Genomic DNA, 19,885 nt, shown 5'->3' with positions numbered 1-19,885 from the left:
GACACCCGACCACGAAGAAGCGGACCACCCTGATCGGGTGGCCCGCTCTCAACGTCTGTGGAGCTAAGGAGAATTGAACTCCTGACCTCCTGCATGCCATGCAGGCGCTCTACCAACTGAGCTATAGCCCCTTGTGGCCACGCGGTGAGACCGCGTACTGACCGTGTCGCCCGGTTTCCCCGGCGGCGACGCCAACATTACACGGTCCCCCTGGTCCATCACCAAATCGTTTCCCGTCTGTCCCGATTCAGGTCTCATGTCGCATTAAATAGTCTTTGTTCAGCCCTCGCGCCCGCCGTGATACGCCGGTTGCGCCGAACGGGTCCCGGAGTGCGTCCGCGGCGCCTCGCGGCCCTGGAGGGCCTCACGGGCCGCGCGGCGGGGTGATTGCCCTCCGCCGTGCGGAGCGTGCGCTCCTGGGCGGCTGAGGCGCCCTTCAGGGGCGTGCGGGACGTGCCGGGTGCCGGCGGAGGCCGGGCAGGGGTGAACTGCGCCGGAACGGCGCGGGATTGACGCCGCCGGCCAGCCCCGGGATCGGCCGCGCGCCGACGGCCGCCCTCGGGTCAGGCCGTCGCGAACGAGTAGAACCGCTTGAGGGTGCAGTGCTCGTCGAGGAGCCGTGCGTAGATCGGCTCACCCTCCAGCTCGCGGTACGTCTCGATCGGGTCGCCTTTTATGATCAGCGCCCGCGCGCATTCCTCACACCAGTACTGGTAGTCGTGGTTGACCGGCTCCATGTCGCGGACGATCGGCGTACCACTGCCGCACCAATCGCATTTCCGCCTGTGCGCACCCATCAATCAGCTCCAGCTGTGGCCGCAGGCCGTGCACACGTAGGAGATTCCACCGTTGTCACCGAGAACCTGGGCAACGTGGACCGATCCGCAGGAAGGGCAGTCGAGGAGGGTGGCTTTCTTACGGTTCAGTGCCACTTCGAGGAGATCGTCGACCTCCTCGAGGATGCTGGCAGGCATCGCTACTCCCTCCCGTCGGGCCGCGCCCCCTTCCGGCCGTTTGATTCTGCCACGGCCGGAGCAATACGGTCAGCGACGCCTTCGTACCAGTCCGGACACAGGCCCCCAGCGCGGCTGTCGCGGCCGGCGCATACACGCACGCCAGGAGCGCGTCCGCAAAGGTATACGCCTCGGGGACCCCAAGTGACTCAAGCCGATCCAAGAAGAGTGTGCCGAAGGCCACGGCACCCGCCCACCGGGCGAGAGCGCGGTGACCCGGTACCGGCGGGCCGTCAGCCGCGGCACGCCCCTCGGCGGCCGCCTCGGGCGCCCACCGTCGCCCCGGCCGCCAACTGCGCCCGCCGCGCCGCGTTCCGCACACCCGAGGCTCTCAACTCAGGGAGGAACAACGAAAGATCCCGCTCCCTGACGGGAACGGGATCTTTCATCAACAATGTCCGAACAACTCAAGAGAGAGTCGATCTGTGGAGCTAAGGAGAATTGAACTCCTGACCTCCTGCATGCCATGCAGGCGCTCTACCAACTGAGCTATAGCCCCTTGCGTTCTTCCCGCCCTGCGGGCCGAACAAGAAGAACTTTAGCCTGCGACCTGCCGGAAAGTGAAATCCGGTCCCGCCCGGCCCGTGCGACCGGACGGAGGGCCGCCCGGTGCCCGTCAGTCGTCGTCGCCGAGCACCGGCTCCGGCAGCGTGCCGGCGTTGTGTTCCAGGAGCCGCCAGCCGCGGGCGCCCTCGCCGAGGACGGACCAGCAGCAGTTGGAAAGGCCTCCGAGGCTCTCCCAGTGGTGGGACTCCAGGCCGAGCAGACGGCCGATGGTGGTGCGGATCGTGCCGCCGTGGCTGACGACCACGAGGGTGCCGTCGTCGGGGAGCTTCTCCATGTGCCGCAGCACCACGGGGGCGGCGCGGTCGGCGACCTCGGTCTCCAACTCGCCCCCGCCGCGACGCACCGGCTCGCCGCGCTTCCACGCGGCGTACTCCTCGCCGTGGCGGGCGATGATCTCCTCATGCGTCAGCCCCTGCCAGACGCCCGCGTAGGTCTCGCGCAGGCCCTCCTCGTGGGTGACGGTGAGGCCGGTGAGCTCGGCCAGCTCGGCCGCCGTGGCGGCGGCGCGCTTGAGGTCCGAGGCGACGACGGCGTCGGGCCTCAGCGAGGCGAGCAGCCGGGCGGCACGCCGGGCCTGCCCGACGCCCGTCTCGGTCAGCTCGACGTCCGTCGAGCCCTGGAAGCGGCGGTCCACGTTCCAGGAGGTCTGGCCGTGCCGCCACAGGATGACGCGACGGCCCCTGCCCGGCTTCCCGTCGTCCCTCGCGCCCGGCGTCCTGCGGACCTCGGCGCTCACCGCAGCTCCCCCAGGTCGGCGGAGTCCTCCTCGGTCTGGAACTTGGCGTGCTCGGCGCCCTTGCCACGGGTCGCCTTGGCCTCTTCGGGCAGGTCCAGCTCGGGGCAGTCCTTCCAGAGCCGCTCCAGGGCGTAGAAGACGCGCTCCTCGCTGTGCTGGACGTGCACCACGATGTCGACGTAGTCGAGCAGCACCCAGCGTGCCTCGCGGTCGCCCTCGCGGCGCACCGGCTTGGTGCCGAGCTCCTTGTTCAGGCGCTCCTCGATCTCGTCGACGATCGACTTGACCTGGCGGTCGTTGGGCGCGGACGCCAGCAGGAAGGCGTCGGTGATGGAGAGCACATCGCTGACGTCGTAGGCGATGATGTCGTGCGCGAGCTTGTCGGCAGCCGCCTGTGCGGCGGTGTTGATGAGCTCGATGGAGCGGTCCGTGGCGGTCACTACGCGGCTTTCCGTCGGCGGTCGGTTATGACCCAAGGGTCTCACGGACCGCCGAGGACACCCCACGCGTTTCTCCGGCCACGCCCCGGGTGACCCCGGGGCGTGGCGCCGGTCACCCCTTCGGGCCGCTGCTGACCTTGTAGTCCTGGCCCAGGACGACGGACACGTCCGCGTTGGTGGTGACCGTGCCCTTCTTCACCGTGCCGGTGGGCAGACCCAGGGTCTTGGCGACTTCGATGGCGTCGTTCTTCTTGGCAGGGTTGCTGTAGGTGATCTGCGACACGCTCTGGGCGGCGCCGGTGCCCGAGTCCAGGTAGGTGTAGCCGCCGTTGACCAGGACGACGCGGGCCTGGCTGGTGGCCGCCTTGTCGCCGGTGGCGTTCTTGATTCCCACGCGGACCGCGGCGCCGGCGTCGGGGCTCTTCGCCGTACCGCCGAGGACCTCCTTGATCACACTGCTGGAGGTGCTCTCGTTCAGGGTGCCGTCCTGCTGCACGGGCAGCAGCGCGGTCTTGTAGTCACCGCCCTTGGCGAGGTCGGCGAGCTTGGCGAGGAAGGCGCCGAGGTCCTGGTCGGTCAGGGACGGGTCGAGGATCTGGGCCAGGGTCTGCACGGTGGTCGTCGCGGCCTGCTTGTCCGAGGACAGCTTGCGCATCACCCCCTGCATGACCTGTCCGAACCGCTCGAGCTGCGCGTCCTGGGCCTCGCCGGAGGCCCGGTAGGTCGCGTAGGCGACGGCCATCTTGCCGCTGAGGGTCTGGTCCGTGCCCTTCCTGACGAGCGGGGGATCGCTCTTCTTCTTGGAGTCGGGGTCCGGCACGTCGGTGTTGGTGGTGACCTCGATGTTGCCGACGAGCTCGACGAGGTTGTTCAGGTAGGGGGTGTCGAGCCGCCAGGTGCCCTGGATGTTCGTACCGAGCACGGTGTCGATCGCGTCCCGCGTCCCGGACGAGCCGTCGCCGTCGACGGATTTGGCGAGTGTGGTCGTGGAGCCGTCGTCGTCCGTCAGGGCGAGGGAGTTGGGCAACAGGACGGTGGTGCCCCGCCGGGTGGTGGTGTTGTCGACGAGCAGGGCCGTGGAGGTGCCGCCGCCCTTGGTGTTGTGCAGGTGGACGACGATCACGTCGCGCTTCTGGGCGGTGACGGCCGTCGTGACGCCCGGCTTGGCGCCCGGGGCGGTGCCGGGCAGCTTGCCCGCGTACCAGAGGTAGCCCGCTCCACCGACCGCGACGAGGGCGACGACCACGACCAGGGCGACGACCCGGCTGCGGGCGCGGCGCTTGGCCTCCTCGCGGCGCTCGGTGCGGTTCTCGGTGAACTTCAGCCAGTCGATGACGTCCTCGGACTCGGCTTCCTGCTCCTCGACGAAGGCGAACTGCTCGGTGCGGTAGTCCCGGTCGGCCCGGGGAGCGCCGTCCTGCTCCGGTCCGGCCTGCGCCGGTCCGGCCTGCGCCGGTCCGGCCTGCTGCGGTCCGGCCTGCTGCGGGATGTAGGCGGTCTGCTCGGCGACCCGGGGCTGCCGGCCGGTGCTCGCGGCGCCCGGGGCGTCGGTGGTCCGTCCGTAGGGGTCGTACGGCGTCGGCGTGGTCCCGGTCCCGCCGTTCCGGGGCGCCCCGGAGCCGAACGGGTCGAAGGACGGCTGCCGGCCGGTGTCATAGGGCGACACGGTCTCGTGCTGACCCGTGTCATAGGGGGACACGGTTCGGTTCTGTCCCGTGTCATAGGGCGACACCGGTGGCTGCCGGCCCGTGTCGTAGGGCTGGACAGGTTCTTGACGGCCCGTCGCGTAGGGGTCGTAGCCGTAGCCCTGCTGCTGGGCGTCGTAGCCGTCGTACCCCTGGGCGGGCTGCTGCGGGACCTGTCGGTACACAGGCTGCCCGAACTCGTCGTAGCCGACGAGTTCGTACGGTTCGCCGCCCGTGTATCCGTCGTATCGGTCGTTCACCGGGTGCCCCTCTCGGCTCACTGGCCGCGGTACAGCTCACGCTTGTCGATGTAGCGCACCACACCGTCCGGCACCAGGTACCAGACGGGGTCGCCCTTGGCGACTCTCGCACGGCAGTCTGTGGACGAGATGGCGAGCGCGGGAACCTCGACGAGCGAGACACCGCCCTCCGGGAGTCCCGGGTCGGTCAGCGGGTGACCGGGCCGGGTGACCCCGATGAAGTGCGCGAGGGAGAACAGTTCTTCCGTGTAGCGCCAGGTGAGGATCTGGCCGAGCGCGTCGGCGCCGGTGATGAAGAAGAGGTCCGCGTCCGGATTGAGCGAGCGCAGGTCGCGCAGCGTGTCCGTCGTGTAGGTCGGGCCGCCGCGGTCGATGTCGATCCGGCTGACCGAGAACTGGGGGTTCTCGGCGGTCGCGATGACCGTCATCAGATAGCGGTCCTCGGCCGGGGTGACCCTGCGGTCGGTCTTCTGCCAGGGCTGCCCGGTCGGTACGAACACCACCTGGTCGAGATGGAACTGCGCGGCGACCTCGCTGGCCGCGACCAGGTGCCCGTGATGGATCGGGTCGAAGGTGCCGCCCATGACGCCGAGGCGGCGCTTGCCCGGATTCGAGGGACCTTTGCCGGGGCCGGGCGTCAGACGCCTGGCAGTGCCCGCGGCCGTGCCGCTCGCACTGCCCGCGGCGCCGCCGACGGCGCTCTCCGTGTCACTCGCCGGACCGGTAGGCATGTCCTGCTCTCCCATGCGTGCAGACCCTACCGGCCCGGCCGTCGGGCTCCGGCCGACAGGGGCCCCGATCGGGCCCCGCGGGGCTCAGCGGTCGCGGTTGAAGCGCGTGGTGATCCACAGCAGCAGGAGCAGGATGAACAGGGCCCCGCCGCCGGTCAGGTACGGGCTGAGGCTTTCGTGGTTGCCGCCGTTCTCGCCCTCGGCGGCGACGGTGACCAACTGTGCGGCGGTGTGCTGGAAGCTCATCTCGGCAGGACCTATCCGATGGGTGTCCCCCCGCTCGAACGGAGTCGGGCGTGGGAGAGGGCGGGATGAAGACGTCGGCCCATCGTATGCGGGCCCCTCGGCCGTGAACACGCCGACTCCGCCGTTGGGGACGCCGGTTGCCGTGACCACCCCGGCCGGACGTCCGCCGGGACCCGCCCGGCGATCGGGTCGGCCGTCCGGTCCTCGATGCGCCCGGTGATCCGGTCGCTCCCCCGGGCGCCGCTCAGTCGTCGCGCTTGTAGCCCCGCAGCAGGAACCAGGCGGCCAGGACCACGCCGATGACCATGACGATCAGCACGACGCGGAGCAGATCGCCCGGGCCCTGCTTGCCTGCCGCGTCGGCGGCTTCCGTGAGCCATGAGGCCGCGGGGATGTGCTCCATGTCGTACGACTCCTTCTCTGTACTGCCCGTCAACGGTATCTCCGCCTAGGCTGGACTCTGCCTTGGGGGCACATAGGGCACTCAGACGCACATGGGGGAACACATGTCCGACGACGGCCACGACCGGAACGGCCACGAGAAAGTGCCGAGCAGGCAGCGCAGGCGCTTCGAGGGGATCTCCTCCCGGGCGTACGAACACCCGGCGGACCGCTCGGCCCTGGTGGCCCTGCGCAAGCTCAGCGGCTTCGACACGGTCTTCAAGGCACTGAGCGGCCTGCTGCCCGAGCGCAGCCTGCGACTGCTCTTCCTGTCCGACTCGGTGCGCGTCTCGGACGCCCAGTTCGCGCACCTCAACGACATGCTGCGGGACGCCTGTTACATCCTGGACCTGGAGAAGGTCCCGCCGATGTACGTGAACCAGGACCCGCAGCCGAACGCGATGTGCATCGGCCTGGACGATCCGATCATCGTGGTGACGACCGGGCTCGTCGAGCTGCTGGACGAGGAGGAGATGCGGGCGGTCATCGGCCACGAGGCCGGTCACGCGCTGTCCGGTCACGCCGTCTACCGCACGATCCTGCTGTTCCTCACCAACCTCGCGGTCCGGGTCGCCTGGATCCCGCTCGGGAACCTCGCGATCATGGCGATCGTGACCGCGCTGCGCGAGTGGTTCCGCAAGTCGGAGCTGTCCGCTGACCGTGCTGGGCTCCTGGTCGGCCAGGACCTGCGGGCCTCGATGCGCGGTCTGATGAAGATCGCGGGCGGCAATCATCTGCACGAGATGAACGTGGACGCGTTCCTGGAGCAGGCCGAGGAGTACGAGTCGGCCGGCGACCTGCGGGACTCCGTGCTCAAGATCCTCAACGTGCTGCCGCGGACGCACCCCTTCACCGCGGTCCGCGCGGCCGAGCTGAAGAAGTGGGCGGAGTCCCGCGACTACCAGCGGATCATGGACGGCCACTACCCGCGGCGCGACGCGGACAAGGACACCTCGGTGTCGGACTCCTTCCGGCAGTCGGCGGCCAGCTACGCCAGCGACATGAAGAACTCCAAGGATCCGCTGATGAAGCTGGTCAGCGACATCGCGGGCGGCGCGGGCGACCTCGGGGGCCGGGTACGGCGCGGGTTCGGGGGCTTCACGGGCGGAGCACCGAAGGACGACGGTGCCGCCGGTGCCACCGGTACCGAGGAGGCGTCGGGTGGGACCCGCTCCGACGACGAGGACACCGACGGCCGGGACTGATCCGCCCGCCGGGTGCCGCCGCGCCGACCCCGCGGCGCCACCCGGTGGTCCGGCCGGCTGACGGTCGGAGGAACTGACGGTCCGGCGGGCCGGCCGCGCGGCTACACCTTCGGCTGCGCGCTCCTGGCCAGCGAGCCGCACAGCGCGGTCGCGCTGCCGGTGGCGTACGGGTCGGTGCCGGCCGGACCGCCGGCCTTGGCCGTCTGGCCCGCGAGCAGCGGCCGGAGCCGGCTCATCGAGTCGTCGGAGCAGGCGAGCGGGCCGGCCTGGACGTACGACACCGCCAGCTCGGCCTGGTGCATGCGCAGGTCGTCGCGGTCGAAACGGAAGGTCAGCTCGCGCCGGACGGTGAACAGGGACGCCTTGGCCTGGGCGTTCGCGCCGGTCGGCTTCAGCGCGTAGACGAAGGTGTGGTCGGCGACGACCTCCAGGGTGTTCGCGTCGAACTCGGCGGCCTGGAGGGTGCCCTGCACCCGGATCCTCTTGTCGGCGAGCTGCGCCCGGGTCGCGTCGAAGCGGACCAGCCAGCCGGTCGGGGCGTGCCGTCCGTCGGCGACCGGGTGGTCGAAGCTCTGGTCGAACTGGTCGAGCAGGCGCGGGTCGAGCAGGATCCGTACCGGCCGGGTGGCGCCTCCGGTCAGGACGCTCGGGTCGAGGGACGACTCGACGAGGTAGTCCTTGGCCGTGGTCAGGGCGCTGACGACCTGGCTGTCGGAGAAGTGCGCGGTGCGCCGGACGGCGGGCATGGTGATGCCGTCGGCGCCGGTGCGGAACTGCGCGGCCGGGCTGTCGGCGTACAGCTCGTCGGTGCTCGTGACGCCGGGCACGGCGGTCTGCGGGGCGAGGGGGATGACAGTCATCCGCAGCGGTTCGGCCGGCTGGGTGGTGGGGGTCTGGTACGGGTGGCGTACGCCCATGTAGATCGCGGTGCCGAAGGCTATGGCTATCAGCAGGACGAGGATGAGCGCCTGCCGGGACAGCCCGCGCTGAAGGGGCGGCCGACGCCGTACGGCCGGGCTGTGGTCGGCCATGCGTTCCTGGGCGGAGAACTCCTGGAGACGGGCAGCACGGACGAACGACTCGTCGAAGACGACGGATCGGTACTCGTCCTCTCCACCAGCGGGAGCACCCTCGGGTGTCCCCTCAGGTGGGTCTCCAGGCCCGCCCATACATTCAGAGTAGGTCTCCGGGAGCCCCGGTAAACGCTGTGGTACGCGACAAGTTCTGACAGGTTCCCACCAGGGCGGTCACGTTGCGTAGCCGATCGCGCGTGCCCCGGCGGGGAGACCGGTCTCAGGGCGTCCGCGGTACCGCCGACACCGCCGGCTGGGAATAGTCGGCCGAGGCCGAGGGTCCTGTGCCGGTGACCTTCTCCCGGCCCTGTTCGAGGCCGGAGGAGGCGGGCGAGGGGACCTGTTCCTGACCGCCGGAGGAAGCGCCCCGGTAGACCGCCGTGAAGGCGAGGGCGACCATGCCGATACCCATGACGAGGGCGAGGATCCAGGCGACGGGGCGGTGCCAGCGGGTCTGCTTCCCGAAGGGCCGGCCGTACATCCCCGGTACGCCGTAGCGGCCTGCCAGTGCCTCGGAGTCGTCGAGGTCGTCCAGGTCGCTGTCGTGGGCGAAGTCGCCGTCGGGGCCGAAGCCGTCCTCGTAGTCGTCGCCGCGTGCGCCCCGGGCGTGCGCCCGGCGCGCCTCGGCCTCGGAGGCCTCCGCACGAGCCTGGGCCGCCGCCAGCAGCCGCTCCACGGCGGTCGGTTCATGGATCACCGCCGCCCGTACGAAGTCCTCGTCGAAGACCACGGAGGCGAACTCTTCGTCCGCGCCCCCGCGGTCGTGGTCGTCGTCGGGCTCCCAGCCGTCAGGGAACGGCGTGCCCCCCACGTCCTCCGGCACGGATCCAGAGTAGACCTGGGGGGTCAATTTGGGCAGACGGTATGGAAATTCATCCGCCTGACGAGACCGCGCCTCAGCGGACCGCGGGCCGTGAACCGCCCGCCGCACGCCCCGGCGCCCGGTACCGGGCCACCCGTACGCTCCCGCGCGCGCCCTCCGCGTACGGCGCGAGGGTGCACCCCGTACGCCCTTGTACGCGCCTACAGGCCCGCCTGCGGGCCGTCGGGGACCCGGGCACCCCGGGCACCCCGGGCACCCGACGGCCCCTGCGGGCGTCTCAGCGGCGGATGTGGCCGTCGCCCGTGACGATGTACTTCGTGCTCGTGAGCTCCGGCAGCCCCATCGGACCCCGCGCGTGGAGCTTCTGCGTGGAGATGCCGATCTCGGCGCCGAAACCGAACTGGCCGCCGTCGGTGAAGCGCGTCGAGGCGTTCACCGCGACCGTCGTGGAGTCGACCAGCTGGGTGAAGCGGCGGGCCGCCTGCTGGGAGTTGGTGACGATCGCCTCGGTGTGGCCGGAGCTCCACAGCCGGATGTGCGTCACGGCCCGGTCGAGGGAGTCCACGACGGCCGCGGCGATGTCGTAGGACAGATACTCGGTGTCCCAGTCCTCCGCCGTGGCCTCCACGACGGTGGCCTTGGAGTCCTTGGCGTAGGCGAGGACGCGATCGTCGGCGTGCACGGTGACCCCGGCCTCCGCGAGGGCGTCCAGGGCGCGTGGCAGGAAACGGTCGGCGATGTCCTGGTGGACCAGGAGGGTCTCGGCGGAGTTGCAGACGCTGGGCCGCTGGGCCTTGGAGTTGATCAGGATGTCGACGGCCATGTCGATGTCGGCCTCGGCGTCGACGTAGACGTGGCAGTTGCCGGTGCCGGTCTCGATGACCGGGACGATGGACTCCTGGACGACCGTGCGGATCAGGGACGCGCCGCCGCGCGGGATCAGGACGTCGACCAGACCGCGGGCGCGCATCAGCTCGCGGACCGATTCGCGGCCCTCTCCGGGCACGAGCTGGACGGCGTCGGCGGGCAGTCCGGCGCCGCCCACGGCGTCACGCAGGACCCGGACCAGCGCCGTGTTCGACTCGTAGGCGGAGGACGAGCCGCGCAGCAGGACCGCGTTGCCGGACTTCAGGCACAGCGCGGCCGCGTCGACGGTCACGTTCGGGCGGGCCTCGTAGATGATGCCGACGACGCCGAGGGGGACGCGGACCTGGCGCAGGTCGATGCCGTTCGGGAGGGTCGAGCCGCGGACGACCTCGCCGACCGGATCGGGCAGCGCCACCACGTCCCGGACGTCGGAGGCGATCGCGCGCACGCGCTCGGGGGTGAGCGTGAGCCGGTCGATGACGCTCTCGCTGGTCCCGGCCTCGCGGGCCTTCGCGATGTCCTTGGCGTTGGCGGCGACGATCTCGCTCGTACGGACTTCCAGCGCGTCGGCGATCGCGAGCAGCGCGTCGTCCTTCTCGGCCCGGGGCAGCGGCGCCAGGTCGGCGGCGGCGGACTTCGCGCGATAGGCGGCCTGGGCCACCGGGGACATCGAGTCGTACGGCGAGAGCGTGGTCATGGGGGAAGGGTAGTGCGCCCGGCGGGCCCGTCCAGCGGCTGTCCCATTCGGCGAGACAGGCTCAAAAGGGGTGAACTCCGACGGGTGTCGCGGGCAGCGGTCCGAACCCCTCGGCGATCCGCTGGTGGTACGTCTCGCGGTCGATGACCTCCAGGCCGACGATCTCCCAGGGCGGGAGTTTCGCCGTCTGTCGGTGCTCGCCCCACAGGCGCAGCGCGACGGCCGCCGCGTCGTGCAGGTCGCGGGCCTCCTCCCAGTAGCGGATCTCCGCGTGGTCGTTGGCGTAGCGGCTGGTCAGCAGGAAGGGGTGGTCGTGCGCGAGCTGTTCGAGACCGCGCCTGACCTCGGTCAGCGGGGCCTCACCGCCGGACACGCTCAGCGTGACGTGCCACAGCCGGGGCTGGTCGGCGGGCTGCTCGCCCTCGTAGGTGTCGCCGGCCGCGACACTGGTCAGGGCCCGCTCCTCACCCATCGCGCGGGAGGCGGGACCACCGCGGGACGCCGCCCCAGGGCGCACTCGTCTCACGACGGCCTCCTTTACCCGATGGTCGTACCGAATCCCGGACTCTCCCTGCCACAAAGTTGAGCAGGTGAGAAGCCGCCGTGTGGCGGTTTTACGGAACGTCCCCCGGTGGGGGCGGGGGAATCGGCCGTTTACGGGTGTACTGGACAGCCGTTTCGGTGGTGCTCCTGGGGCGCCGGAGTCGACGTCTGACGGATGAGGACTCCGGGACGTCCCGGAGGACGGGACGCGCGTCTCATGGACACGGGTGCCGGAACGCCCGTTCACGGACACCGGAGGGCGAACGCGTGTTCTATGGATTCAGCAGGACGAGGTCGTCGCGGTGCACGACCTCGCGCTCGTACGCGGGGCCCAGTTCCCGCGCCAGCTCCCGGGTGGAGCGGCCGATCAGCTGGGGGATCTCCTTGGCGTCGAAGTTCACCAGTCCCCGTGCGACCGCGCGGCCCGTGCTGTCGCGCAGTTCGACCGGGTCGCCCGCCGTGAACTCGCCCTCGACGGCGGCGATACCCGCGGGCAGCAGCGAGGTGCGCCGCTGGACGACCGCGCGTACGGCGCCGTCGTCCAGGGTGAGCGCGCCCTGCGGGGCGGAGGCGTGCTGGAGCCACAGCAGCCGGTCGGCCGAGCGCTTGCCGGTGGCGTGGAAGTAGGTTCCCGTGTCCCGCCCGGCGAGGGCGTCGGCGGCGTGGATCGCGCTGGTGAGCACCACCGGGATGCCGGCCGCGGCGGCGATCCTGGCGGCCTCGACCTTGGTGACCATGCCGCCGGTGCCGACCCCGGCCTTGCCGGAGCTGCCGATCTCGACGCCCGCGAGGTCCGCGGGCTCCCGCACCTGCGCGATCCGCGAGGTACCGGGCCTGCTGGGGTCGCCGTCGTAGACCCCGTCCACATCGGAGAGCAGGACGAGCAGATCCGCGCGGACGAGATGGGCGACGAGGGCGGCGAGCCGGTCGTTGTCGCCGAAGCGGATCTCGTCCGTGGCCACCGTGTCGTTCTCGTTGACGACCGGCAGGGCGCCCATCGCGAGGAGCTTGTCGAGGGTGCGTGAGGCGTTGCGGTGGTGGGCGCGCCGGCTGGTGTCGTCGGCGGTGAGGAGCACCTGTCCGACCCGCAGGCCGTAGCGGGCGAAGGAGGCGGTGTAACGGGCCACCAGGAGCCCCTGGCCGACGCTGGCGGCGGCCTGCTGGCGGGCGAGGTCCTTGGGGCGGCGGCGGAGTCCGAGCGGCGCGAGACCGGCGGCGATGGCGCCGGACGAGACGAGGACGATCTCCTTCTCGCCGCCGCCGCGCACCTTGGCGAGGACGTCCACGAGGGCGTCGACCCGGTCCGCGTCGAGGCCGCCGGAGGCGGTCGTGAGCGACGAGGAACCCACCTTCACGACGATCCTGTGGGCCTGCGCCACGGCATCCCTGCCGGTTCCCGTCTCGGTCTGCCTCGCCCCTGCCACCTGCTGTGTGTCCCCTCGCGTCGGTCCGGGTGCCCCGACCCGCAATCTACGCGAAGGGGAAAGGGGCCGGGGTGCGGGTCCAGCAGACGGACGGCGCCCGGTAGTTGCCTGATCACGAGCCGCTTACGCACGAAAGGTCGCGCCGAGGCCGTCTCCAACGGCATCCGTACCGAGGTGGCCGCCGCGATCGTCCGGGGTACCGGCGCGCAGACCGGCCTGAAGCACGCCCCGCGCGGCCGAGGCCGATCGAGCCCGCCGTGCGGGAGTGCGTGTCCGCGGTGCTCGACCGCAGCGCGTCCCTGCGTCCGCCCCTGGACCGGCCGGCACGCCCGGACGGTCCACCGGCCGGCGCGGTGGGCCGCCTCTCGTGCAAGGCACCGCGGTCGGGCCGTCAGTACACCGGAAGACACCGCCGGGCGGCCGTCCGCGGGACGGGCCGCCCGGGGCTCGCTCCGGGGAACCGGGCTCAGCGCCGCGCCCCGAGCAGTCGCCGGGCCACCCTGCGCAGCCGCCGGAAGGGTGCCGGCCGGGGCTTGAAGCCCTCGATGGTGACCGTTTCCCGGGTCGTGGGGACGTAGTAGCTGTCCGGGATGCCCGCGGCCTCGTCACGGAAGTGCGGATAGGCGAGGTAGACCTTGCGGCCCCGGGACTCCAGCACTATCCCCGGGTTCTTCTTGGCCTTGACGAACTCCACGACCTCCAGCAGGAGATCGGCCCTGCCGCGGGCCACCAGGTGCAGCCGCAGCCGCTCGTGGACCTTGAGCCGGGCGGCGACGCCGTCGTGCCAGTAGGCGTCCATCAGCGGCTTGGCCAGCTCGAGTTTGTGGCTGCGCACCTGCTCGCTCTGCTTCAGGAGACCCGGGCCGAACTGCGGGAGCAGCGTGATCAGGAACGGCCGGACCATCAGGCTGTCGCGGCGCGGGCCGGCGGGTACGTATTCGGCTATCAGGCCCATGAGGGCGCGGGCCGAGTCGAAGCGCAGGCTGTAGCCGCCGCTCTTGGTCGCGTGCTTGCCGTCGTCACGGCCGACCAGGTGGTAGCAGTCGTAGTCGGCGATCACGGAGACGCCGTCGGCGCGGAGATAGGCCTCCATCGTGAACAGCGCGTCCTCGCCGGTCTTCAGCGACTCGTCGAAGACCATGCCGTGCCGGGTGAGCAGGTCACGGCGGAAGAGCTTCTGCGCGCTGAGCGTGAACTTGATGTTCGAGGAGAAGACGTCGGTACGGGGCAGGGTCTTGCCCCACATCGTCTTCGGGGCCGTCCTGTTGACCCCGACGACCTTGCCGAGCACGACGTCCGTGCGCTGTTCGTCGGCCATGGCGACCATGCGCTCCAGGGCCTCGGCCCCGAAGTAGTCGTCGGCGTCGAGGAAGAAGACGTAGCGCCCCCGCGCCTTGCCCAGTCCGACGTTGCGCGGGCCGCTGGGGCCGCCCGAATTGGCCTGTCTGATCACGGTCACGGGCATGGCCGCCCGTTCGGCGAACTCCTCCAGGTACTCCCCCGTGCCGTCCGTCGACCCGTCGTCGACGGCGATGACCTCGATGCGTTCGGGGCCGAGCGTCTGGTTCTCCAAGGATTCCAGGCACTTGACCAGGTACGGCATCGCTTCGTACGCCCCGATGACAACGGTCACATCAGGTTGCGTCACGTTTCCCCCTCGTTCGGGAAGTGTCACAAGAACATTTCCCCCTTATCACCTCAATCGCTACCTAGGAGACGACTGGAAGTACGAGCCGGTTGCCCGGATCCACTCATTTAGTGACTCAGGTCACAGGAAACGTCGGGTGACTTACCTGTGAACACTCGCAGAGCGACGTAAGAGAAAAGGTGATTTCCGTAAGAAACGGGCATGGTCTCCGGGAAAATTCCCCGGGACCATGCCCGTGTGTGCTTGCGGACCGGATCAGCCGGTGACCGCGGCTCCGTCCGTCTCGCCGGCCGCCCGCTGGCCGGGGACCGCGCTCGCCAGGTCCACGTCCACGACGTCGGCCGAAGTGACGCTCTCCTGGCCCTGGTTGCGCCGCTCGGCCTGTCGGGTCAGCTCCCGCACCGCGGAGTTGAACTGGTCGATCGAGGGCGGCTCGTCCGGGCCGAGCAGGTAGTTCTTGAGCTCCCGCCGGCCGGCGGCCTGCGCGTCCTCGGCCGGGTCGGCCACCGCTTCGAGCAGCTCGCCGAGCTCGGCGGCCGAGTTGGACAGGATCACGGCGGCGCGGACCGCGGTGTTCTGGCGCTTGAACTCCTCGGCGCCGAGCTCCGCGGAGTCCGTGACGGCGTACGGCTTGCCGCTCGCGATGAAGTCGGAGACCACACTGGAGATGTCCGAGACCATCGCGTCGGAGACGTTGAAGCAGTCGTACAGGCGCGGTTCGGCACCCGTGATGACACGGTGCTCGGCGGCGCTGAAGGAACGCCAGTAGGCGTCGTTCCACTCGGCGCGCAGCCGGGCGACCTCGGCGTGCTGGGCCACGTCGACCAGGCCGTCGCGGGTGGCCTCGGCCTCGTCGCCCGCCTCGTCGGAGCCGGTCAGGGAGGCGATACGGGCCTCGATGCGGGCCAGCTCCTCCCCGGCCGCCGTCTGCGCGGCGGTGTCGGACACGAACTGCGGGTTGACGGCGCGCCCGGCGCCCGCGGCCTCCACCAGCGCGGTGATCCGCTCGTGCGCGGCCTTGGCCGCCCCACTGCGGGTTCCGGTGAACGGGTGCGGCTTGTAGAGGACCCGGACCGGCGGCTCGGCCTCCAGCAGGGTGCGCACGATGTTCTCGCCCGCGAGCAGGATCGAGGTGTTGCCGGGGTTGTCGTCCCAGCCCTCCCAGGTGGGGGCGTACAGCACGGTCGGTATGCGGCCCTCGGGAACGCCCTGCCAGGTCTGGATCGGGGCCAGCTGCGGACGGCCGACCTCGACGATGTCCTCGTCGCGGACGCCGACGTCGGCTATCGCGTAGCGGTCGCGGCCCGCGCGGCCCGCGGTCCACACCTCGTCGTACACCTTGCTGAACGGGTTGACGCTGGCCAGCTTGTCGCTGTCGCCGTGGCCTATGAAGACGTGCTGGATGGTGGGCACGCGCAGCATGTGGATGTTCTTGCCGACGTTCGCCGCGTAGAGCGCGACGCGCACCGTCGACAGGTCCATGTTCATCAGGTGCACCCCTCCGGGCACGCAGATGACCGGCACCGTGGTGGGCGCCATGCGCTCCAGGATCGCCCGCTCGCGGAGGATGATCAGCGGCCGGGTGTCCAGCTGCTCCATCGTCTCCAGCCACATGTTGACCTGGTACGCGGAGTCCTTGGAACCGGAGAAGTAGAGCACGGTCTCCGGACGGTACTCGCGCAGCCAGTCGTCGACGACGGCCAGGACCTTCTCGGCGCTCGGCGGGACCTTCCGGCCGCGCACGAACGGGACGAGAGCCGCGACGTAACCGAAGGCCAGCAGCAGCGACACGGCGACGCCCGCGAAGCCGTAGACCTTGTTGTCGGTCGCCCCGGTGACCAGGAGGCCGGCGACGGCCACCAGGTCGAAGTGGAGCATCTTCTCGGCGGACCGGGAGAGCAGCCCCCGCGGCGGCGCGTCCGGGATGCGCACCCGCGAACGCAGGTCGACGTTGCGGGTGGCGACGGGCATCCTGCGGCGCAGCCGTATCAGCGTGATCAGCGCGCCGTGCGGTGCCTGGAAGCCGTAGAAGGCCAGGAAGCACGCGATGGCCGCGTAGAAGACCAGGCTGTTGGACAGGTCGAGCCGCGCCAGGAGCAGGACGAGCAGCAGCTGCCGGATCAGGAACCTGATGGACAGACCGGCCCGCACCTTGCTGAGGCGGTTGACCAGATAGCTGCCCCGTCGGTGCAGATAGTGGTCCGCCAGGTACGTCATGGCGGCCGCGGCCGCGAAGGCGCCGACGCTCGGCAGGAGCGCGGCGAGCATCAGACAGGGGAAGCCCAGCATCATGAGGGCCGCCGCCGCCAGCTCGGCCGCGCTGCCCACCCGGGCAACGCGAATAGCGGTGGAAATCACGGAGAAACCTGCTCTTGAGGGGTGAGTGCCGGTTTGATACCAAAAGTTCTTTTGATACCAAGGTGGACCAAAAGCGAGAAAGTGAAATTCACGGATTCAGGCCCTTGCGAATGCGCGGCGAACACACATACACAAAGGCCTGAATTCCGAAAGACTATTCGTTTTTGATTATGCCACGCCGTCCTGGCGGTCCAGGACGCTGGCCAGAGCCGCCTCGAAACCGGAGGCGCGGCCCGCGCCCGCCGTGGGGTCCTGCTGGCGGACGTCGATGACGTGACCGGTGAGCTCGGAGAGCAGGACGTCCAGCGAGGTGCGCGCCACGGCCTCGGAGGACAGCAGCGAACCCGCGGGCTCCTGGCCGAACGCCTTGGTGCGCATGGGCGTCGCGGTGCGCTCGGGGTTGATGCAGTTGACGCGGATGCCGTCGCCGGCCCACTCGTCGGACAGCGCCTGGGTGAGGTTCACCATGGCGGCCTTCGTCGAGGAGTAGAGGCTGTACTCGGCGCGGCCGCGGGTGTAGCTGCTGGAGGTGTAGAGCAGCAACTGGCCCTTGCTCTCCGCCAGATACTTGTAGGAGGAGCGGGCGATCTGCACCGGGGCCAGGTAGTTGACCTTCAGCGCTTCCTCGATGGTCGCGTTGTCGGTCTCGGCCAGCTTGCCGATGCGCAGCACGCCCGCGGTGTTGATGACGTAGTCGATGCGCCCGGTCTCCGCGTACGCCGTGGAGAGCGCGTCGTCGACCTCCTCGGGGTTCTCGACGTGCGTGCCGGTGGTGGAGCGGCCGAGCGCGTACGCCTTCGCGCCGTAGGCCCCGGCGAGCTCGGCTATGTCCTTGCCGATGCCGTACGAACCACCGAAGACGACAAGGGTCTTGCCGGTGAGCAGTTCGCGGTACGCGGCCTCGTCGGCCTGCTCGGGCGCGGCGGTGGAGGCGAGTTGGAAGAGCTTGTCGGCGATGAAGACGTCGACGGGCTGGGTGACCTTCATGTTGTACTCGTCGCCCGCGACGACGTGGATCGGCACGTCCGGCAGGTACCTGAGCACGACCGAACAGTCGTCCGTGGCCTGGAAGTTGGGGTCACCGGCCGCGACCTGGTAGGCGCGGCGGATGGTGGACAGCTTGAACGCCTGGGGCGTCTGGCCGCGGCGCAGCCGGGAGCGGTCCGGGATCTCGGTGATGAACTCGCCGTCCTCGCCGTGGGTGCGGGTCACGATGATCGTGTCCGCGGACGGGATGGCGACGTCGACGGCCTGGTAGCGCTCCAGGGCCGTGACGCAGTCGTCTATGACGCGCTCGGACAGCAGCGGACGCACGGCGTCGTGGAACAGGACGTTCGCGTCCTCGCCCTCGGCCAGGCCCTCGCCGAGTGCGGCGATGGCGCGCTCGGTCGTCTCGTTCCGCGTCGAGCCGCCCTCGATGACACGACTCACCTTCGTGAAGCCCGCCTTCGCGACGATCTTCTCGACGTCCGGCACATAGCCCGGGGCCATGAGCACGATGATGTCGTCGATCGAATCGGCCTGCTCGAAGGTGGTCAGCGTGTGCTCGATGACCGCCTTGCCGGCGATCTTCAGCAGTTGCTTCGGAATCGACAGACCCACCCGCTGACCGGTGCCGCCGGCCAGAATCACTGCGGTGGTACGGGGCTTGGCAAAGTGCTCAGACACAGGTGACCTACCTTGGGACGACAGGGAACCTTGGAATGGTCCCACCTACGGTTACTGCCGTGCAAGGTGAGCGCCGCCCACCGCATATGTGCGTGCAACCGGATATTCACCTTGCGCACGGGCGACTTCGAGGACGCCGGGACGCATTGTCCTGATTTGCTGTGAGTAACTGCACACGCCTCACGCGCGATTCTCACCTTCGTCTCACCCGCCTGAGTACTCGGTGACCCAGCACACGGACGAGTTCCCCCGACGGCGTCTGGTGAACCGAGCGGATCCCGGCGGCGCCCCCGGGCTCGGAGGCCGCCACGGCGAGCGCTCCGTACAGTGCCTGGGCGGCGGCCTCGGGAGCGATCCGCGGTGTGGCCGGCGTGGTGCCGGGGCGCGTCTGCGGGGGTACGGCGGACAGCGACGCCGGGTCGCCCAGAACCCGTACGCCCATGGCACCGATCCGACCGGCCATTTCCGCGCCGATGTCCGCGGCCGCTTCCAGAGCCCACACCGGGGTACTGATCGGGACGTCGTCCGGTGCCGGACGGCAGGAATTCTTCATTCGCGGGACAGCCCCGTTGCGCACGAGCTTCGAATAGATCTCGTCCGGAAGTCCATTGCCGCGGAATTCCACGTTGAGCATCCGCAGCATTTCGGTCTCGGCCAGGGTGAGGGAGCGGTTGGCGGTGTCCGGGACCTCCGCCAGAAGACCGCCGGGCAGCCCGAGCAGCGCCTCGAAGGTCCGCATCAGACCACTCCGGTCGCGGTCGTCGGCCACCACGACCGTGGTGTTCCCGGCGCCCACGACCCGCGACCAGCGCTCGACGAGCCGGTCGTGCCGGTGCCGTCGCCAGAAGCTGGGGTTGGGCTTCTCGTACGGAGCCCGGCGCAGCATGTGGTCGAGCCAGTCCTCGTACCCCATGCGCAGGCCGTTCTGGACGTACTGCTGCCACTGCGAGGGCATGATCTTCGCCAGCGGGCGCAGCGTGACCAGGACATGCACCCGCTCGCGGCCGAGGGCGTCGGCGATCCGCCGGATCGTCCGGTCGTCGGGGGCGTCCGCGAAGAACTCGCTGCTGATCAGCGAGGTGCGCCCGCCGGTGGCGCGCACCGCGTCGACGAGCCGCTGCCAGTGCCGCTCGGCCGGCCGGACGTCGCCCATCATGCCGGGCCGGGCGCACACCGCCAGGGCGGCTTCCATCGGGTGCCTGCTGTGCGCGGGGAAGTCGACGCCGTGGGCGGCCATCGCGTCCTTCGCGGCGAACAGCGCGCCCTGGATCGAGGTGGTCCCGGTCTTGTGCGGGCCGATGTGCAGCAGCCGGGTTCCGACGGGCAGCGGCGCGACCGTGACGGGGGCTGTGGTGTCAGGTGTCGAACAGTCGGTCTCCATGGTGAGAGGACGTTAAGGACGGTTGCTGAGCACAACCTGAGAATGCCCTGGGACTCCAGTGAGTCCCGGGGTTCTCCGC

General features: G+C 70.2%; 18 protein-coding genes, 2 tRNA genes and 1 pseudogene. 1 reads left to right on the top strand and 20 read right to left on the bottom strand.

Annotated features, from left to right (window positions below):
- Positions 1-58: 58 nt before the first annotated feature.
- The 11 genes and pseudogenes from OHT01_RS26405 to OHT01_RS26355 form a co-directional block, all read right to left on the bottom strand.
- Positions 59-131, bottom strand: a tRNA-Ala gene (locus OHT01_RS26405).
- 432 nt (positions 132-563) lie between these two features.
- The gene (locus tag OHT01_RS26400) at positions 564-797 is read right to left on the bottom strand and encodes a hypothetical protein (RefSeq protein WP_037618755.1); all 234 of its coding nucleotides are present in this window, start codon (positions 795-797) and stop codon (positions 564-566) included.
- Between the two features lie 3 nt (positions 798-800).
- Entirely contained in the window at positions 801-974 is a 174-nt protein-coding gene (locus tag OHT01_RS26395) for a hypothetical protein (RefSeq protein ID WP_261702676.1), read from the bottom strand.
- A 69-nt stretch (positions 975-1,043) separates the two neighbouring features.
- Positions 1,044-1,203 (bottom strand): annotated as a pseudogene (locus OHT01_RS26390) (MFS transporter); the annotation flags it as partial.
- A gap of 236 nt (positions 1,204-1,439) precedes the next feature.
- Positions 1,440-1,512, bottom strand: a tRNA-Ala gene (locus tag OHT01_RS26385).
- A 117-nt stretch (positions 1,513-1,629) separates the two neighbouring features.
- Positions 1,630-2,316 (bottom strand): histidine phosphatase family protein, encoded by a 687-nt coding sequence (locus OHT01_RS26380; protein WP_328555594.1) that lies wholly within the window; start codon positions 2,314-2,316, stop codon positions 1,630-1,632.
- On the bottom strand, positions 2,313-2,756 hold the full coding sequence (gene rsfS, locus OHT01_RS26375; RefSeq protein ID WP_328555593.1) for a ribosome silencing factor: 444 nt from the start codon (positions 2,754-2,756) through the stop codon (positions 2,313-2,315). Before rsfS ends, OHT01_RS26380 begins: the two co-directional genes overlap by 4 nt.
- 112 nt (positions 2,757-2,868) lie before the next feature.
- Positions 2,869-4,701, bottom strand: a complete 1,833-nt coding sequence (locus OHT01_RS26370) for an LCP family protein (protein WP_328555592.1) — start codon at positions 4,699-4,701, stop codon at positions 2,869-2,871.
- A 17-nt stretch (positions 4,702-4,718) separates the two neighbouring features.
- A complete protein-coding gene (gene nadD / locus OHT01_RS26365) occupies positions 4,719-5,447 on the bottom strand; it encodes a nicotinate-nucleotide adenylyltransferase (protein WP_328555591.1) in 729 nt (242 codons plus the stop codon).
- A gap of 69 nt (positions 5,448-5,516) precedes the next feature.
- Complete coding sequence (locus OHT01_RS26360) at positions 5,517-5,678, bottom strand: hypothetical protein (protein ID WP_261702681.1); 162 nt, start codon at positions 5,676-5,678, stop codon at positions 5,517-5,519.
- Between the two features lie 244 nt (positions 5,679-5,922).
- On the bottom strand, positions 5,923-6,114 hold the full coding sequence (locus OHT01_RS26355; RefSeq protein WP_328558437.1) for a hypothetical protein: 192 nt from the start codon (positions 6,112-6,114) through the stop codon (positions 5,923-5,925).
- 70 nt (positions 6,115-6,184) lie between these two features.
- Between OHT01_RS26355 and OHT01_RS26350 the strand changes: the two genes are divergently transcribed.
- On the top strand, positions 6,185-7,324 hold the full coding sequence (locus OHT01_RS26350) for a M48 family metallopeptidase (protein WP_328555590.1): 1,140 nt from the start codon (positions 6,185-6,187) through the stop codon (positions 7,322-7,324).
- Positions 7,325-7,425: 101 nt separating this feature from the next.
- Here the strand turns inward: OHT01_RS26350 and OHT01_RS26345 are convergent, their stop codons facing one another.
- The 9 genes from OHT01_RS26345 to OHT01_RS26305 form a co-directional block, all read right to left on the bottom strand.
- Positions 7,426-8,493, bottom strand: a complete 1,068-nt coding sequence (locus tag OHT01_RS26345) for an SCO2583 family membrane protein (protein ID WP_328555589.1) — start codon at positions 8,491-8,493, stop codon at positions 7,426-7,428.
- Positions 8,494-8,617: 124 nt separating this feature from the next.
- Positions 8,618-9,220 (bottom strand): SCO2584 family spore wall biosynthesis protein, encoded by a 603-nt coding sequence (locus OHT01_RS26340; protein ID WP_443043441.1) that lies wholly within the window; start codon positions 9,218-9,220, stop codon positions 8,618-8,620.
- A gap of 277 nt (positions 9,221-9,497) precedes the next feature.
- A complete protein-coding gene (locus OHT01_RS26335; RefSeq protein ID WP_328555587.1) occupies positions 9,498-10,784 on the bottom strand; it encodes a glutamate-5-semialdehyde dehydrogenase in 1,287 nt (428 codons plus the stop codon).
- Positions 10,785-10,845: 61 nt separating this feature from the next.
- On the bottom strand, positions 10,846-11,301 hold the full coding sequence (locus tag OHT01_RS26330; protein WP_328558270.1) for a hypothetical protein: 456 nt from the start codon (positions 11,299-11,301) through the stop codon (positions 10,846-10,848).
- Positions 11,302-11,599: 298 nt separating this feature from the next.
- Positions 11,600-12,706, bottom strand: coding sequence for a glutamate 5-kinase (gene proB / locus OHT01_RS26325; protein ID WP_328555586.1), 1,107 nt, complete (start codon positions 12,704-12,706; stop codon positions 11,600-11,602).
- A 511-nt stretch (positions 12,707-13,217) separates the two neighbouring features.
- Positions 13,218-14,354, bottom strand: a complete 1,137-nt coding sequence (locus tag OHT01_RS26320) for a glycosyltransferase family 2 protein (RefSeq protein ID WP_328558269.1) — start codon at positions 14,352-14,354, stop codon at positions 13,218-13,220.
- 300 nt (positions 14,355-14,654) lie between these two features.
- Positions 14,655-16,757, bottom strand: a complete 2,103-nt coding sequence (locus OHT01_RS26315) for a hypothetical protein (RefSeq protein WP_328555585.1) — start codon at positions 16,755-16,757, stop codon at positions 14,655-14,657.
- A 168-nt stretch (positions 16,758-16,925) separates the two neighbouring features.
- Positions 16,926-18,425 carry a bifunctional cytidylyltransferase/SDR family oxidoreductase gene (locus OHT01_RS26310; protein ID WP_328555584.1) on the bottom strand — a complete coding sequence of 500 codons (1,500 nt, stop codon included), beginning with the start codon at positions 18,423-18,425 and terminating at the stop codon, positions 16,926-16,928.
- A 193-nt stretch (positions 18,426-18,618) separates the two neighbouring features.
- Complete coding sequence (locus OHT01_RS26305) at positions 18,619-19,806, bottom strand: hypothetical protein (RefSeq protein ID WP_328555583.1); 1,188 nt, start codon at positions 19,804-19,806, stop codon at positions 18,619-18,621.
- Positions 19,807-19,885: the final 79 nt, after the last annotated feature.

This window comes from Streptomyces sp. NBC_00358 (assembly GCF_036099295.1).
Classification (GTDB): Bacteria; Actinomycetota; Actinomycetes; order Streptomycetales; family Streptomycetaceae; genus Streptomyces.
Note: the sequence above shows the minus strand (reverse complement) of the source record. Positions and strands in the feature narration are given on the sequence as shown.